Source organism: Psychrobacter sp. UBA2769 (assembly GCF_002352555.1).
In the GTDB taxonomy this organism is placed as follows: Bacteria; Pseudomonadota; Gammaproteobacteria; order Pseudomonadales; family Moraxellaceae; genus Psychrobacter; species Psychrobacter maritimus.
On the sequence record NZ_DEIR01000019.1, the window covers coordinates 94,627 to 110,851 of the forward strand.

The 16,225-nt window shown below is 41.9% G+C and carries 14 protein-coding genes and 1 pseudogene; 14 read left to right on the forward strand and 1 reads right to left on the reverse strand.

What is annotated here, in order from left to right:
* Positions 1–77 precede the first annotated feature (77 nt).
* From tatA to tatC, 3 genes are read left to right on the forward strand one after another with little or no spacing between them, the layout of a single operon-like run.
* A complete protein-coding gene (gene tatA, locus B3Q63_RS09080; RefSeq protein WP_011959992.1) occupies positions 78–362 on the forward strand; it encodes a Sec-independent protein translocase subunit TatA in 285 nt (94 codons plus the stop codon).
* Between the two features lie 55 nt (positions 363–417).
* On the forward strand, positions 418–804 hold the full coding sequence (gene tatB / locus B3Q63_RS09085) for a Sec-independent protein translocase protein TatB (protein ID WP_036599454.1): 387 nt from the start codon (positions 418–420) through the stop codon (positions 802–804).
* Positions 801–1,670: a twin-arginine translocase subunit TatC gene (gene tatC / locus B3Q63_RS09090; protein ID WP_296175916.1), complete on the forward strand. Its 870-nt coding sequence runs from the start codon at positions 801–803 to the stop codon at positions 1,668–1,670. Before tatB ends, tatC begins: the two co-directional genes overlap by 4 nt.
* Positions 1,671–1,948: 278 nt before the next feature.
* On the opposite strand, the gene B3Q63_RS09095 is transcribed toward tatC, so the two are convergent.
* Positions 1,949–2,374 carry a hypothetical protein gene (locus B3Q63_RS09095; protein WP_201547023.1) on the reverse strand — a complete coding sequence of 142 codons (426 nt, stop codon included), beginning with the start codon at positions 2,372–2,374 and terminating at the stop codon, positions 1,949–1,951.
* A gap of 527 nt (positions 2,375–2,901) precedes the next feature.
* Here B3Q63_RS09095 and B3Q63_RS09100 point away from each other — a divergent pair.
* From B3Q63_RS09100 to B3Q63_RS09150, 11 genes and pseudogenes are all read left to right on the forward strand, one after another.
* On the forward strand, positions 2,902–4,965 hold the full coding sequence (locus B3Q63_RS09100) for a heme lyase CcmF/NrfE family subunit (protein WP_201547022.1): 2,064 nt from the start codon (positions 2,902–2,904) through the stop codon (positions 4,963–4,965).
* A 4-nt stretch (positions 4,966–4,969) separates the two neighbouring features.
* Entirely contained in the window at positions 4,970–5,560 is a 591-nt protein-coding gene (locus B3Q63_RS09105) for a DsbE family thiol:disulfide interchange protein (RefSeq protein WP_089553938.1), read from the forward strand.
* The gene (locus tag B3Q63_RS09110) at positions 5,557–6,210 is read left to right on the forward strand and encodes a cytochrome c-type biogenesis protein (RefSeq protein WP_296175923.1); all 654 of its coding nucleotides are present in this window, start codon (positions 5,557–5,559) and stop codon (positions 6,208–6,210) included. The genes B3Q63_RS09105 and B3Q63_RS09110 overlap by 4 nt, the downstream gene beginning before the upstream one ends.
* Positions 6,207–7,487, forward strand: a complete 1,281-nt coding sequence (gene ccmI, locus B3Q63_RS09115; RefSeq protein ID WP_201541823.1) for a c-type cytochrome biogenesis protein CcmI — start codon at positions 6,207–6,209, stop codon at positions 7,485–7,487. Before B3Q63_RS09110 ends, ccmI begins: the two co-directional genes overlap by 4 nt.
* 461 nt (positions 7,488–7,948) lie before the next feature.
* The gene (locus B3Q63_RS09120; RefSeq protein WP_201541825.1) at positions 7,949–8,119 is read left to right on the forward strand and encodes a periplasmic nitrate reductase, NapE protein; all 171 of its coding nucleotides are present in this window, start codon (positions 7,949–7,951) and stop codon (positions 8,117–8,119) included.
* A 136-nt stretch (positions 8,120–8,255) separates the two neighbouring features.
* Positions 8,256–9,503 carry a pentaheme c-type cytochrome TorC gene (torC, locus tag B3Q63_RS09125; protein WP_238048934.1) on the forward strand — a complete coding sequence of 416 codons (1,248 nt, stop codon included), beginning with the start codon at positions 8,256–8,258 and terminating at the stop codon, positions 9,501–9,503.
* A gap of 28 nt (positions 9,504–9,531) precedes the next feature.
* Positions 9,532–12,054 carry a trimethylamine-N-oxide reductase TorA gene (gene torA / locus B3Q63_RS09130; protein ID WP_201541826.1) on the forward strand — a complete coding sequence of 841 codons (2,523 nt, stop codon included), beginning with the start codon at positions 9,532–9,534 and terminating at the stop codon, positions 12,052–12,054.
* Between the two features lie 236 nt (positions 12,055–12,290).
* Positions 12,291–12,977, forward strand: coding sequence for a molecular chaperone TorD (gene torD, locus B3Q63_RS09135; RefSeq protein ID WP_227678705.1), 687 nt, complete (start codon positions 12,291–12,293; stop codon positions 12,975–12,977).
* 106 nt (positions 12,978–13,083) lie between these two features.
* Positions 13,084–14,373 (forward strand): gephyrin-like molybdotransferase Glp, encoded by a 1,290-nt coding sequence (glp, locus tag B3Q63_RS09140; RefSeq protein ID WP_238060752.1) that lies wholly within the window; start codon positions 13,084–13,086, stop codon positions 14,371–14,373.
* Between the two features lie 291 nt (positions 14,374–14,664).
* Positions 14,665–15,789, forward strand: a complete 1,125-nt coding sequence (gene moaA / locus B3Q63_RS09145) for a GTP 3',8-cyclase MoaA (RefSeq protein WP_296175932.1) — start codon at positions 14,665–14,667, stop codon at positions 15,787–15,789.
* A gap of 98 nt (positions 15,790–15,887) precedes the next feature.
* A pseudogene (locus B3Q63_RS09150) lies at positions 15,888–16,225 on the forward strand (IS5 family transposase); the annotation flags it as partial.

Consider the following 16,225-nt stretch of genomic DNA (forward strand, 5'->3'; position numbering starts at 1 on the left):
TGGTACGGTAAAAAGTGTTCTAAAGCACACTGACACATACTGGTCTAAACAAGATCACAAAATATAAGGATACCGTTATGGGCAGCTTTTCTATTACACATTGGCTGATTTTATTGGTCGTAGTGGTGGTCGTATTTGGTACTGCCAAGCTTAAAAATGCAGGTAAAGATTTAGGCGGTGCGGTGAAGGGTTTTAAAGAAGCGGTCAAAGATGAAGAACCCGAGAATGCTCGCAAAAATCATGTGCTTAGCCATGAAAATAGTACGCCAGCTGCAAGTAATGATTTAAATACGCGTGTAGGTAATCAGGCTGATGATATGGAAATCAGCCCTATTTCCACTGATGACCAGCCTAAAGTATGAAGCGCGCCGCTTATAAATAGCGGCACTAAGTAGTCTATTAATATATGTGACTGTTATGTTTGATATTGGGTTTTCCGAATTACTCTTGTTTGGCGTCATTGCTTTAATCGTATTGGGCCCAGAAAAACTGCCGCAAGCCGCACGTACCGCTGGGCAATGGTATGCCAAACTGCGCCGTACAGTATCCACTCTACAATCTGAAATAGAAGCTGAGCTTGATCTAGCTGAAACACGTCAACAAATGCAAAATGAACTTGCGAAAATCCGTCAGACCGAGTCGGATATGAAGCGCGAATTAGCAGAAATGCGTGGCAGTATGCAAAAGTTTGAGCAGTCACAGAACCAAAGCCTAGACGCTTCACATCAGTCAATCACCCCTTATGATAAAGACCATCAACAGAATACTACCTCCTCGTTCATTAAACAGGAGGCGGATCAGTGAGCCTATTTAAACGGCAAAAAAGTCGACAAGAAAAAATAACAGATATAGAGTTTGAGGCGCCAACAGATACAACACAGAATAGTGAGTCTGGAGATACGTTAGGTACGCTTGGCGATATGCCTATTACCGGACATTTAATCGAGCTGCGTACGCACTTAATAAGAATATGCGTGGTCGTCTTAATTATATTCTTAGTATTGGTGGGATTTTCACGCGAGCTTTATAATCTTTTATCAGACCCATTAGTGGCGCAGTTACCCATCAATTCGACCATGATTGCCACTGATATAACGTCAAACTTTATGGCACCCATTCGCTTAACGATATTCGTCGCCGCATTTTTAGCAATGCCTTATATCCTGTATCAAATTTGGTCATTTGTAGCTTCCGGCTTATATAAAAAAGAGAAGAAAATTGCCATTCCTGTACTGCTATCTTCGATATTTCTATTTTATGCTGGTGTTGCTTTTTCCTACTTTGTCGTACTCAAAGGGGTATTGAAATTTTTTATTATGTTCGCTCCGCAGAACGTTATACCAATGACCGATATTGACAGTTATCTGAGCTTTGCCCTCAAGCTATTTATGGTGTTTGGACTGACTTTTGAGATTCCAGTGGTTACCTTATTGCTGATAATGGCCGGAATCGTTTCTACTCAAATTTTAGAAGATAAGCGTCGTTATATCATAGTCGGCTGTTTTGGGATTGCCGCGGTAGTGACACCGCCTGATGGCGTATCAATGCTGTTACTAGCGATTCCTATGTGGCTACTGTTTGAGCTGGGTTTACTCTTAGCAAAAATATTAATTAAAAGTGAACGAAATAACGATTTAGTCTCAGGGAATGAAACATTAGAAAGTACCTAGCAATAGAAAGTACCTAGCAATAGAAAGTAGCCAGCAATACCTTAAACACGCCAAGTACCTCTCTTTGATAGCTGACTCACTGGCTAAGATAAGCAAATCAAATGGACGACACCAAACTTACTATTCTTTAGATGCTTACTCTAGACTTTCAGTAGATTATGCAAGTTTACTAAAAAAACTTGTTTAATGGACACTCGCTGGTAGTGGGGCTTAGATTTTATTATCTAGTTCTCTGATTCAAATAGATTGGTCTCTGATATCTCCCGAGAACTTCAATATTAATAAGTCGAGACGGGTTCTTCTGTTTCACCACTATTTAACACTTCAGAATCATTACTACGGTTAATACCTACATCGTCATTTGACATATCTTCGCTGACTATCGCACCATCCTCGGAAACTGCCCCAGTATTCTCAGGCATATCATTACTTGGCAGAATAGCACTTTCCTCTCGGTTACTATGCATGGGCTCACTGGAAATAGCTATCTCAGCTGCTGCTTCTTGCTCTGATGTTTGTGAGTCAACCTCTAGAGCTGAACCTTCCATCGTTGATTCGTCTTTTTTATCACAAGCACTTAATGTTAATGCCGATGTTGCTAGTATGACAAATAGCCATTTTCTACGGGTGGTGTTTGATTTCTTATTGTCAGGGGATAGTTGGATTATGGTAGCAGTTTTTAGAGTTTTATTTATCATATTCATAATGCTCTCAGCTCTCTAGCCTAATTAGTTGGTAATAACCTTTAAAGTTATGCCGTTAGATAAAATGCTAATCAGTAAGGTTTAATTAATATCATAGGACTATACTAACAATTAAGGGTAGCTACCTTATCAGTTACAGCACAATTATGTTAAAAATTCGTAACTACCTGTCAATGAGTCATGTCTTATGGTTGGCTGAATATAAGTAAGCGCTGATTACCTAAAATAAATAAAGTAATAGAGCAAATGATAATTTATTGAGTAGGCTTCCGCACTTAACGCACTCTGAGGTCTTAATCTACTGCTTCATAAGAAAATGCTTACATGCAAAAATTCCGCATAAATGCTGGCTTGAAGCCATTATTAGTCTCGATAAATCGGCATAAATTTGGCTAAGACTTGAGACGTAAATATCAAAAAAAAATCATTAATGTTAGAATGGTTTTAAGCTCTACTTCAGTCAGTTTACTTTAAATTTCTAGGTCACTCTTAATGATGACTTAAGCCGATCAAATAAGGTCAGATATATGCTAATCACAGAGCTGGGATATTTTGCTTTGCTGGTAGCCTTTGTGCTCGCCATATTGCAAGTGATATTACCTACATGGGGTGTATTAAATAACAATGTTGCTATGCAACGTTTAGCGCCTAGTCTAGCTTGGGCACAATTCTCTATGATGATGCTGTCATTCGTAGGATTGATGGCAGGGTTTTATTACAATGACTTTAGTCTGGAATATGTGACCCAACACTCTAATAGCTTACTACCTTGGTATTACCGAGTATCAGCGACTTGGGGTGGCCACGAAGGCTCGTTATTGTTATGGATGACTATTCTGGCGACTTGGGCAGCATTAGTCTCTTTATTTAGCCGCGGTTTACCATTATCTATGCGTGCGCGGGTGTTGGTTATTATGGCTGGCGTGCAGACGATGATGTTATCGATGCTTATTTTCACCTCATCGCCGTTTAATCGCACCTTGCCTTATCTAATGGTCGATGGTGTAGACCTAAATCCAGTACTACAAGATCCTGGATTAATCATTCACCCGCCAATGCTATATATGGGTTATGTTGGCATGGTCGTGCCTTTTGCTTTTTGTATGGCAGCATTGTGGGCAGGGAGGCTGGATGCAGTATGGGCACGCTGGTCGCGGCCTTGGACTCAGGCGGCTTGGGGTTTTTTAACGCTAGGCATCGCTCTGGGTTCTTGGTGGGCTTATTATGAGCTTGGCTGGGGTGGCTGGTGGTTTTGGGATCCAGTGGAGAATGCTTCTTTGATGCCATGGCTGGCGGGTACGGCATTATTGCATTCATTGGCTGTCACTGAAAAGCGTGGTGTCTTTAAGGCATGGACCATTATGCTGGCCATCTTTACCTTTGCGCTAAGTTTGCTAGGTACCTTCCTTGTGCGTTCTGGCGTCATTACCTCTGTGCATTCATTTGCAGCTGATCCAACCCGAGGCCTCGTTATTTTAGTTATTTTAGCGATAGTCATCGGCGGTGGATTAATTATGTTTGCGCTGCGTGGCTGGCAGTTGACTGTTGAAAGTCAATATCGCGCGATATCGCGTGAGTCTTTTTTAGTCATCAATAACGCCATTATCTTAATAGCGACTTTAGTCGTCCTACTTGGTACCTTGTATCCTATCATTGCTGATGCCTTTAATTTAGGCCAAGTCTCCGTTGGTGCGCCTTATTTTAATGCTTTATTTGTACCGCTAACGTGGTTATTAATGCTTGCGATGGGCATGGGCTCGAATATTCGTTGGAAGAAGGACAGTCGACCTTTACTTGGACCGGCACTGATTATCGGTATTAGCAGTGCTGTTTTGGGTGCAATTATCAGCTATTTCGTGTATCCAGTAGCAATGTTTAATATCGCGGTGACTGTCGCGTTGAGTCTATGGGTATTGGCATGGATGTTCATCGATATTAAAGATAAGACTAAAAACGCTAAAACTCGACTGGCTGGTATTAAACGTCTGAAAAGTAGTTATTGGGGCATGCAGACCGCCCACGTAGGCGTATTAATCGCCGCGATAGGTGTGGCATTTACCTCTAGTATGAGTATTGAAACCGATGTGGCGATGGGTATCGGCGACAGCGTTCATGTTCAAGGTTATGATTTTGAGATTAAAAGTTTTACAGAGGTCAAAGGCAGTAACTATGATGCGACCGAAGCCGAAGTCTTAGTCAGTAAAGAGGGTCAATCGGTTACGACATTGCGGCCACAAAAACGTACTTACGTGGTGAGTATGATGCCGATGACCGAAGCTGCAATTGATGACCGACTAAGCCGAGATCTATATGTCGCGTTAGGTGAACCTATCGCTGAAGACAGTAATCAGTGGGCCATCCGCATCTATGTCAAACCACTTATCCGTTGGATTTGGCTGGGTTCTATTATCATGGTACTCGGTGTAGTGATATCGATGTTAGATCCTCGTTATCGCATCAAACCTAGGAAGTATTCCAAAATTTTAGAAGATGATCTTGACTATGGTATCTATGAAGACAGGCCTATAGATATAAAGACTGGGGTAAAATTAGTTAATAGTTCAGTTACTCAGTCAGTAGAGGAGCGCTAAGGTTATGGAAAGTAAACAACTTAAACTGTGGTTTTTGATTCCGCTTATCGTGTTTATTGGTTTCATTATTATGCTTTTTTTTAGACTGGGTAAACCGACGGAAATCGTGACCAATACAGCACTCGAACGTCCAGTACCAACTTTTGAGTTGCCACTATTGTCTGATACCAGTCTCATGGTGACAGACTCACAAATGCCAACATCTCCTTATTTAATCAATATTTGGGGTTCATGGTGTCCGACTTGTGTGTATGAACATCCTTTCTTTTTAGAATTAAAGAAGCGTGGTGTCCATACGGTCGGTGTGAACTATAAAGACGAGATTGGTGATGCGCTTAATTACCTTAATGAGCTTGGCGATCCGTATTTGATGTCTGTGCAAGACTATTCTGGTCAGTTCGCCTTGGATTTAGGTTTGACTGGTGCCCCTGAGACTTTCGTTGTCGATAGCAAGGGCATTATTCGTCAGCATATCGTTGGTGAAGTAAACGAAGAAAATTGGCAAAGTCGGATTAACCCTTGTTTAAAACTTCTACAACAAGAGGCTACTGGTGAAAAAATAGCATCTACCCAAGTTGAAGAGGTTTGCCAATGAACGCTAACACCTCATTATTTTACAGACTAGTGTTAATCCCAGTTTTTGTGCTTTTTACCTTATTAATAGGAGCGACAAACCTGAGTCATGCGGCTATCGAAGTTTACGACTTTGATTCAAAACGGCAAGAAGCGCAGTACCGCGGCCTAATTGATGAGTTTCGTTGCCCGAAATGCCAAAATCAAAATCTGGCAGGTTCTGATGCACCTATCGCCCAGGATTTAAAGCAAAAAACTTATGATATGGTAAAAGATGGTCGCTCGGACGCTGAGATTCGTCAGTATATGCAAGAGCGGTATGGCGATTTTATTAGTTATAGTCCACCAGTACGTCCATCTACATGGATACTTTGGTTCTTTCCACCCCTGTTATTAATCTTAATACTGGGCGGCTGGTTTTGGCGCAATCATACTCGTGGTAAAGCTCCTAGTAAACGCCCTATTATGCCGAATACAGATATAAGTAGTTCACTAACAGTTAAAGAGCAAGCAGCGTTAGATAGGCTGTTAGCAAGTCGGGAAGAATCAGGTAAGACAACGACAGAGGCAACGATAGACGAAGCTAACCTAACTGAGACTAAGCCCTCTAATCTTAAAACGACGAAACCCAAACCTAATGGGCAAACACGCGATAAAGGAGATTCCTTATGACTGTGTTTTCTACTCTTGTCATATTTATTATTTTTAGCCTATTAGTTGCTCTATTAGCCGCATTGATAGTCATCGTACCGTGGTTGCGCTCAAGTAGAGAGGCGCCTGATCCTGTAGACAATCGGCTCATTGATCTAAATATCGATGTGTATAAGTCCAGATTGCGTGAGCTCGCTGCTGATAAGGCAATAGGTACTATAGATGATGTTCAATATATAGACCAAAAAACAGAACTTGAGCGCCAGTTATTAGATGCTGAACAAATCGCAACACCTATGCAATTGCCTAGTCTCAAAGGTCAGTTGGCACTGATAGTCTGTGTGCCAGTATTGGCGATATGTGCTTATGTGCTTTTCAGCGATCGTAGTGATGTGTTTGACTTATGGCGTGCGCAGGATAGGGTGGGTGAAGTATCAGAGGAGCTGCTTTCCGGCAAGATTGAAGTACTACCAGAGTGGGCTTTTGAAGATGGTGCAGGGCTGTTCACGACCATTCAGACCAATGTCCATCGTAATGCTGATGATTCTTACCGCTGGATGGTATTGTCGGAAATATTTTTATCTTTTGAAGAGCCTGAATCCGCTTTAGAAGCCCTGTCGAGAGCTTATAGGCTGTCCCCTGATGATAAAAATATTGCGGCAGAGTATGCGCAGTTAAGCTTTTTAGCAAATGGCGGTAGTCTTGATGTCGAGACCCGCCGAGTCTTGGAGGACATCTTGAAAGGCGATCCTGAGAACGAGGCAGCACAGATGTTGATGGCAAGGGGCGAGGCGAAAGCAGGTAACTATGAGCAGGCACAAGGCTGGATAGCTAAAATGCGTCAGCGTATGGAACAAAATCCAGGCGATGACATGCATGCGCTTACTGGCTTGGACGAGTTAACAGCCAATATTGTCAGGCAACAAGCGCAAGCTGCTGAAGGTGTCGATGTATCTGTCACTGTAAATGCTAAGTTACTACCTTTGATAACCGCTGATGATGTGTTGTTTGTCGCTATTCGCGCCGCTGCAGGTGGGCCGCCCTATGCGGCAAAACGAATACCGATTAGCAATTTAAAGCAAGGCAATATCAGTTTAAGCCTAAGTAATCTAGACGCGATGATGGCTGATAGAACTTTACAACCTGCTCGCGCATCAGGTGAGCAGCTGGTTGTGACTGCGCGCATTAGCCATTCTGGTAATGCTATTTCCGCATCTGGTGATTTATCCTCTAATCCAGTTTTGCTAAAAAGTGACCAGCAACAAGTAAATATTGAAATCAATCAGCAAGTACCTTAAGTTCTAAAGCTAACTGCTATTGTTAATTAGAAATTTTTTAATCTTTGAAAGCCCCGACAATCTCGGGGCTTTTCTGTATGTAAGATAGTATGAAAATTCAGGAAATAATAAAGCTTGGTATGCCTTATAACACCTGATTTGCTCTTATATTAAAAGGCTTATTGAAATTAAGAATTTGTTCTACAGTTTTAGGCTGAACTAAGCTTATTCCTTACTAAAAATAGGATTTTTATGTTATCATTATCTTTAGTGAGGATATAAACAACTTTCAGTTTTAGTTTATCTATATCAAGCAATAGCTAGGTTAAAAATTAATACACAGTACACCTATAAAAACAACTTATCACCCATTTTAAAATAAAAATAATGGCTGGTTTAGTCTTATAATTCTTATGAAAACTGCTTTGAATATTACTGTTTTACTACTTGTTAGCCAGCGTGAATATATTTAGAGGTGACCTATGCAACCTGAACAACCATTACAAACCCAACAGCAACCAGTTAGACGCGAGTGGCTCAGTGCTCTAATCATGGCTTTTGTTGCCTTGCCATTTATAGCCCTTTTATTCCTTTGCGCTTACGGTTTCATCATTTGGTTCGGTCAAATGCTGTTCTGGGGACCCCCTTCTTAAGTCTATTAACTAGCGTCCCGTCAGTAACTAATATTGTCCAATCGCTAATCTCTATTATTTTCACGCAAAAAGTGGACAAATAACCGCCCAAATTATATGAAATCTAAATGGCTATGAAATACAGTAAGGAATCATCATGAAAGCAATCATGAATGCAATCAAAAGCCTATTTAACTGGCTGCGTCGTCTTCTTTTTAAACCTTCTGCAAAAATCGGATTGGGTCTTCTCGTCATCATAGGCTTTGCGGGCGGAGTTTGGTTCTGGGCAGGGTTTAATGCTGGCATGCAAGCAACCAACACCGAAGAGTTCTGTACTTCTTGTCATACTATGGGTGATAACATGTTACCCGAGCTCAAGAAAACTGTGCATTTTAAAAACCGTACTGGCGTTAGGGCAGAGTGTTCAGATTGTCACGTACCCCATGACTTTACGGCTAAAGTTGCGCGTAAAATGCAAGCCTCACGTGAAGTACTGTCACAACTAATGGGTGACATTGGTACGCGAGAAAAATTTCTTGATCATCGTGTGGTATTAGCACAACGTGAGTGGGGCCGCTTCAAAGCTAACGATTCTAAAGAGTGTCGCACTTGCCATGATTACGACAGCATGGATTTTGATAAAATGCGTGTCACCTCACAAATGATTATGCGTAGTGCGGCTGAACGTGATGCCAGCTGTCTTGATTGTCACAAAGGGATTGCGCACGAGTTACCAAATACTGAAGGTATGCACAATCCAGCATTTGATTCGCTATTGTCTGAAGCAAGAAGTACCAAAATTAAAGATGGTCAAAACTATTACAACATTGTACCGCAAGATTTATATACCTCAGATGATAGAAAGACTAAAGCAGGTAGTATAGAAATTGCTGCACCCGTTAAAGTATTGGCGCACAAAGATGGTGGAGTACAAATTGAGCTGGATATGTGGCGCAAAAACAAAGGCTTTGGTCGCGTATGGTATACCAACTTTGGTCTAAATATTCCTGATGCCATTATCGAAAAAGACTTAGCTAGTGATGAGAGTTTAATTACAAAAGGCGAGCTGAAAGAAGATCCACTCACTGGTCTTGAATGGCAAAAAGTGAAGGCTCAGTTCTGGGTTGCCGAAGGAGGCCTCATGGAGAGTATCGAGCCAGCTTGGGACATTGCTAGCCAGACGTATAGTGATAGCTGTAGTACTTGCCACCGTCAACCAGATCCAAGTGGACACGATGCCAACCAATGGCCAGGCCTATTTAGTGGAATGGTAGGGTTTACTAACTTAGACAATGATAGTGCAGCTATGGTCTTAAAATATCTACAACTGCACTCATCAGACTTTAGAAAGAACCCTCAAGGTAGTGGTTCGCCTGAAAATACGTTCCAAGGTGCTAGACCGTAACTAGAGAAAACAATTAGAGAGACATATTATGAAAAACATCAATCGCAGACGCTTTCTCAAGTCACTAGCTGCTTTAACGGGTACCGCCTTGTTACCGACGTCACTACTTGCCGATAACAGTATCGTTACTGGTAAGACTGGGAAAAAGCCTGATTTGAGTGGCTGGAAAATGTCCGGTGCTCATTGGGGTGCTTTCCGTGCCAATGTTCAGGGTGACAAACTCGTTGAAGTGCAGCCCTTTGAGTTTGATCAGTTCCCGACCGATATTTTGCAGGGGGTACCTGGGATTATTTATAGCCCATCACGGGTACGTTATCCTATGGTTCGGGTTGACTGGTATAAAAACCGTCATAAAAGTGATACTACACAGCGCGGTGATAACCGTTTCGTACGCGTCGGTTGGGATGCTGCTTTAGACATGGTCTATGAAGAGCTTGAGCGTATTCAAAAGGACTATGGTCCTTGGGCGTTGCATACGGCTAACGTCGGCTGGCGGTCAGTAGGACAGATCCACAGTTGTGGTAACCATATGCTACGCGCTGTGGCGATGCACGGCCGTAGCGTAGGTACAGCAGGGGATTATTCAACGGGTGCCGGTCAAGTTATTATGCCTTACGTGTTAGGTTCGACTGAGGTGTATTCACAAGGTACATCATGGCCGCTGATTTTAGAAAATTCAAAAGTCATCGTTATGTGGGCGAATGACCCAGTCAAAAACTTACAAGTTGGCTGGAATACAGAAACTCATGAATCTTATGAGTACTTAGAAAAGTTACGTACTAAAGTTAGAAATAAAGAGATTGAGGTTATCTGTATTGACCCGGTCAAAAGTAAAACTCAGAACTATCTAGAGTGTGATCATCAATATGTTAACCCGCATACTGATGTGGCGTTTATGCTGGCTATTGCGCATACGCTATATACCGAAAAGCTTTATGATAAAAAATTCATTGATGTCTATACTCTCGGCTTCGAAGAGTTTATTCCTTATGTGATGGGGAAAACTGAAGATAAAATTGAGAGAACCCCAGAGTGGGCAGAAAAGATTTGTGGTATCAAAGCGGACCGTATCCGTGAGCTTACCCGCAAAATGGCAAAGAACCGTACCCAGCTTATTTTCGGATGGGCGATTCAGCGTCAACAACATGGTGAGCAACCTTATTGGATGGGAGCGATTATCGCTGCTATGCTTGGTCAGTTTGGTCAGCCGGGTGGGGGCATTAGTTATTCGCATCACTATAGCTCATCGGGTGTACCAGCTTCAGGTGCTTCTATGCCTGGTGCGTTCCCACTAAACCTTGATACGGGCCGTAAGCCTAAGCACGATAACGAAGACTTTAATGGGTATAGCTCTGTCATACCAGTCGCGCGTGCTATCGATTGCTTACTTGAGCCGGGTAAAGTGATTGATTTTAATGGTCACAAAGTTACCCTTCCGCCTTATAAAATGGGTATTTTTTCAGGCTGTAACCAATGGCATCGCCATCAGCAGCGCAATCGAATGAAGGAGGCGTACCGCAAAGTTGAGACAGTCGTTGCGGTCGACTATAACTGGACGGCTACCTGTCGTTTTGCTGACATTGTACTGCCCGCATGTACGCCTTATGAGCGTAATGATATTGATGCTTACGGCACCTATAGTAATCGTGGCGTTATTGCCATGCACAAGCTGATTGACCCGCTTTATCATTCTAAATCAGACTTTGATATTTGGTATGAATTAACTAAGCGCATGAATCGTGAAATCGAATATAGCCGTAATATGAATGAGATGCAGTGGATTGAGCAAATCTATGAAGAGTGCCGTGCTGATAACTTGAAAAAAGAGTTTTTTATGCCGGAATTTGCTGAATTTTGGAAAAAAGGCTACGTGCTATTCCCAGAGGGTGAAAACTGGACAAGACATGCTGATTTCCTTGAAGATCCTGAAGTCAATGCACTTGGTACACCATCAGGTTTTATTGAGATAAGTAGCCGAAAAATTGCCAGTTATGGTTATGATGACTGCAAAGGCCATCCTACTTGGATGGAGAAAATCGAGCGCTCACACGGTGGTCCTGGTTCAGATAAGCATCCACTATGGCTACAATCAGTGCACCCAGATACCCGTCTACATTCACAAACCTGTGAGTCTGAAGAGCGTCGTGCAACCTATACGGTGCAAGGTCGTGAACCTTGCTATATGGGACCTGAAGATGCAAAAGCTCGTGGTATCAAAGATGGTGACATTGTGCGCGTTTTTAATGATCGCGGTCAGTTGTTGGCAGGTGCGGTAATTTCTGATAACTTCCCACCTGGTATCATTCGTATACAAGAGGGTGCATGGTATGCACCTACTGGCCCTGAAATCGGTGCGCTAGATACCTATGGTGACCCTAATACGTTAACCATTGATATCGGTACCTCAAGTCTTGCACAAGCGCCTAGTGCCAATACTTGTATCGTCGAGATGGAGAAATTTGTTGGTAAAGCACCAGCAGTGACTGCTTTCGGTGGTCCAAAGTATGTCAATCCAGATGGTAGTATTGCTGCATTATCCCAAATGGGTTAGTTTAGTTTGGAATAGTAAGTGATAAAAAGTGCCTTTGTAAGCCGTATGCGATGTAAATAGCATATGTGATTTACAAAGGCATTTATTTATATAGACGATCTGTTCTAATGTGGTGCTCAATGCCACCATCTTATAAAAATAAAACTGCTATTTAATAAATGTGTTAATTAATAAATGTGTTAATTAATAAAAGCAGCCGCTAATAACACCTAAAAATATTTTAAATTGGATATAAAATGAACATAACTGAAGATAAAATGAACATCATTGAAGAATGGCAAGCTGCTAATCCGGCACGTTCTGCACTTTATCGTTGGTTTGCAGATATTTTCGCGCGTGAGCTTACCTCAGCGACCTTAGATGAGTGGCAACAGAATAAAGCTTACGATAGCATTCACAAGGTATTTGTTAGTCTCGGACTTGAGCAATACAGCAATCGCGTCAAAGCCGCCATTGATAACTTGCAGCAATTCCCTAAAGAGCATCGTGCCATTGAGCTTGCCGCAGATTTTGCGCAGATATTCTTACTCAGTGGTGATGATAGTGCACCGCCTTACGCTTCTTATTATCTGAGCAGCGATAAACATCTTTATGGCAAACCTGCTGCTCATATGATGCGTTTTCTTGATAGCCAGCAGCTAAGTTTACATCCTGAATTTCGTGAACCGAATGATCATTTAAGTGTCTATTTTATCGTTACGAGCTTATTGATTAATAAAACTATTGAGCAGCAGCTTGATATGCTCAACACGGCACAAGAACAAATCGATTTTCTTGATAGTGCTTTACTTAATTGGCTACCGCAGTTCACTGCATACTGTCAAAAGATTAACGTTAAAACAGATATTTATCCTGCACTTGCTGCTTTGGTAGAGCAGTTTGTTATAGAAGACAGAGCGGCATTAGAGAGCATAGTGAGTTAGTGATTGGCTAGTTTGTCATAATGGGTGTCTTAAATAAATACGTGAAAGTCTTAACCTGCGTAACATTAATTTTATATAGCATTAAGTATAAGTGAGTATAAAGCCAGTGATTACCCTTGAACAACTTCAGGAGTCTATAACCCAGCGTATTCAAAGCTATAATCAAGATGACTTTCCTATAGTAAAAAGAGCAACGCAAACGTGTGAGCTGCTAGACAGTCAAAATCATATACTTGCGCAAGAGATAGTATCGCCTTTTACGATTCCTAGAAACAACCTATCAGCGATGGATGGCTACAGTGTTGCTGCTGGTAGTGACCTTAGCAAAAATGGAATTATCGATATTATAGGTGAGTCGCAAGCAGGTAAACCGTTCACTGGCAATCTACAAGTTGGACAAGGTATACGTATCTTTACCGGTGCGGTAGTTCCTGACAGCTGTGATACGGTCATCATGCAAGAAAATACCAATTTTTTAGATATTAGAGAGTCACTTGATAAATCAAAGACCTATGCAATCACCTTATCTCAAACCGTTGTAGTCGATGAGCATATTCGCAAACAAGGTGAAGAGATTGAATCAGGCGAGGTGGTATTAACTGCAGGTAAACGTTTGAACCCTGCTGATATTAGCTTGCTTTCCAATTTGGGCGTTGATAAAGTCGACATCTATAAACCCTTAGTCGTTGGGTTATTGGCTACTGGTGATGAGTTGGTTGCTTTAGGTGAGCCAATCAATAACTTGGCACAGATTTATAATTCTAATACGCCAACACTTAAAAGTATGTTGTCTGGCTTGCCAGTGATTATTCATGACTATGGCATTATCCCTGATGATTTGGATAAGACGACTGCTGCCGTTACTGAAGCCATGCATGACTGCGATGTGCTGATTTCTACCGCTGGGGTTTCAGTAGGCGACTATGATTTTTTAACCACCGTCATTGAAAAATTAGGGCAAATAAACTACTATAAAGTAGCCATGAAACCAGGCAAGCCTTTTGTGTTTGGTGAGTTAAGTAAAGACCTTGATAAGCCCGTATTATATTTTGGCTTACCGGGTAATCCTTTATCTACTGTGGTTGGCACTTTACAGTTAGTTATTCCGGCGCTATGGCGTCTATCAGGCGTACGCACTAATGATTTACCGATGACCTTAAAGGTGCGAGCAACTCTACAAGGTAATATTAAGAAGTCAGTAGGTCGCAAAGATTTTCAACGCGGTGTCTTGTCGCAGGATGATAATGGTAACTTACAAGTGACCAGTTTTGCCAACCAGCAGTCTCATCGTATTAAACAGCTCAGTAATGCTAATAGTTTGATTGTGCTAGCCCAAGAATCCGGCAATGTCGTAGCAGGGGAAAAGGTAGAGGTGCAGTTATTTCCTTGGTCATAACTTTCCTTCTCTTCCTTGTCTATAGTATGTATAGCTTGTCAAATATGAAACTAGTAACGCAGTCAACTAGAGAAAGCAGTTAAATCAACTTTCCGCTGCTTATCCCTATAAGTCTTAATATCAACTGTTTTAGTGTTAGATATAAGACTTGTAGGGTTACTAGCTATCTAACGTTAGTTTGTTACAATGACTATTCATCATAACAAGTTTTAAATAATAAAAAATATTGATTCATAACCTGAGGCAACGCTTAAAAGTCCACAACATATTCAAAACTAACGGTAATACATTATGTCCTATCACGCCCCCACAATAGGGAATGCACAACTGTATTCACCTGTGGCAATATCTGTTATCCATGACGGTAAAAAACTTTCTATCATCGATGCCACTGTTGATAATCTGCCCCTTGATTCGTCCCTTCCTATTAATACTAGCCATCAACAACTGACAGATGGTTTTGCACGACGTCTGACTTACTTACGTCTATCCATTACTGATTTTTGTAATTTTCGCTGCGAGTATTGCCTGCCAGATGGCTATCAAGGCAAGCCCCCACAAAACGAGCTCAGTATCAACGAAATTGCCACCTTAATCCGCGGCTTTGCCCAAGTTGGCACCAAAAAAGTTAGGATTACCGGCGGTGAACCTTCTATACGCCGTGATGTGGTAGACATTATTAAAACCATCAAAAACACCGAAGGTATTGAAACGGTTGCTATGACCAGCAATGGCTATAAGCTTGGCAAGCATTTGGCTGCTTGGCAAGCGGCTGGACTGAATCAAATCAATATCAGTATGGACAGCTTTGACGCCGCAACCTTCCATAAGATGACAGGCTTTGATATGTTGCCGCAGCTCTTGGCTGATATGGATACCTTACTTGCGACCACAGATATTAAGCTAAAAATAAACAGTATTTTAATGGCTGAAACCGCCTTTGAAAATCTGATGAATGCAATCGACTATGTCAAAGACAGAGCGGTCACCTATCGCTTTATCGAATTTATGCAGACCAGTGACAACAGCGATTTGTTTTTTGCCCAGCACGCACAGTCTGACATCATCACCAATTATTTAATCAAGCACGGCTGGCAAACCCATGTGCGTGGCAGCAATGACGGTCCAGCGATAGAATATAGCCATCCAGATTATAAAGGCCGTATCGGTATGATTGCCCCTTATGCTGCCCACTTCTGTGACAGCTGCAATCGTCTGCGGGTTAGTAGCCAAGGTAAGGTGCATCTGTGTCTATTCGACCAAGGTAACTACGATATTCGTCCGTATCTCGAGCAAGACGATGTGGCCGGGCTTGTGAATACCTTGCACAGCTTTATGCCGATTAAACCTGAGCATCATCATCTTCACGAATCAAACAGCGGCATGATGAATAATTTGTCGATGATTGGCGGTTAGAATTATCAACCATATACTAGGGCATGTCTTCAATTGGATAAGCCATAAATAATAGTTACAATACCGCATCTATTGAGACGATGCGAGAAATACAAGTTATGGCAAGAACAGCACTAACAGATACGCTTTGGGATCAATTGCAATCAACAATGACACAGCATGGCTGCTATCAAACTCAAAACAGTCGAGAGATCATGGAAGCCATACTGTGGAAACTACGCACAGGGGCGCCTTGGCGTGACATACCTGAAGAATTGTGTTCGTGGAAAACAGCTTATAGTCGTTTCAACCGCTGGTCGAAAACTGGCTTATGGGAGAATTTTTTTTAGCCTACGAAAAGAAGTTGATACGGAATGGGTATTCACAGACGGAAGCTATGTTCGCTGTCACCAGCATGCAAGTGGAGCTCGGCGTGGTGAAGATCGAGCAATTGGAC

What these genes read in the sequence shown, in the direction of transcription:
- torD (WP_227678705.1), top strand. Translation starts at nt 12,291, where the DNA reads ATGAACATAACTGAAGATAAAATGAACATCATTGAAGAATGGCAAGCT.
- B3Q63_RS09120 (WP_201541825.1), top strand. Translation starts at nt 7,949, where the DNA reads ATGCAACCTGAACAACCATTACAAACCCAACAGCAACCAGTTAGACGC.
- moaA (WP_296175932.1), top strand. Translation starts at nt 14,665, where the DNA reads ATGTCCTATCACGCCCCCACAATAGGGAATGCACAACTGTATTCACCT.
- B3Q63_RS09105 (WP_089553938.1), top strand. Translation starts at nt 4,970, where the DNA reads ATGGAAAGTAAACAACTTAAACTGTGGTTTTTGATTCCGCTTATCGTG.
- B3Q63_RS09095 (WP_201547023.1), bottom strand. Translation starts at nt 2,374, where the DNA reads ATGAATATGATAAATAAAACTCTAAAAACTGCTACCATAATCCAACTA.
- torA (WP_201541826.1), top strand. Translation starts at nt 9,532, where the DNA reads ATGAAAAACATCAATCGCAGACGCTTTCTCAAGTCACTAGCTGCTTTA.
- B3Q63_RS09110 (WP_296175923.1), top strand. Translation starts at nt 5,557, where the DNA reads ATGAACGCTAACACCTCATTATTTTACAGACTAGTGTTAATCCCAGTT.
- tatB (WP_036599454.1), top strand. Translation starts at nt 418, where the DNA reads ATGTTTGATATTGGGTTTTCCGAATTACTCTTGTTTGGCGTCATTGCT.
- tatA (WP_011959992.1), top strand. Translation starts at nt 78, where the DNA reads ATGGGCAGCTTTTCTATTACACATTGGCTGATTTTATTGGTCGTAGTG.
- ccmI (WP_201541823.1), top strand. Translation starts at nt 6,207, where the DNA reads ATGACTGTGTTTTCTACTCTTGTCATATTTATTATTTTTAGCCTATTA.
- torC (WP_238048934.1), top strand. Translation starts at nt 8,256, where the DNA reads ATGAAAGCAATCATGAATGCAATCAAAAGCCTATTTAACTGGCTGCGT.
- B3Q63_RS09100 (WP_201547022.1), top strand. Translation starts at nt 2,902, where the DNA reads ATGCTAATCACAGAGCTGGGATATTTTGCTTTGCTGGTAGCCTTTGTG.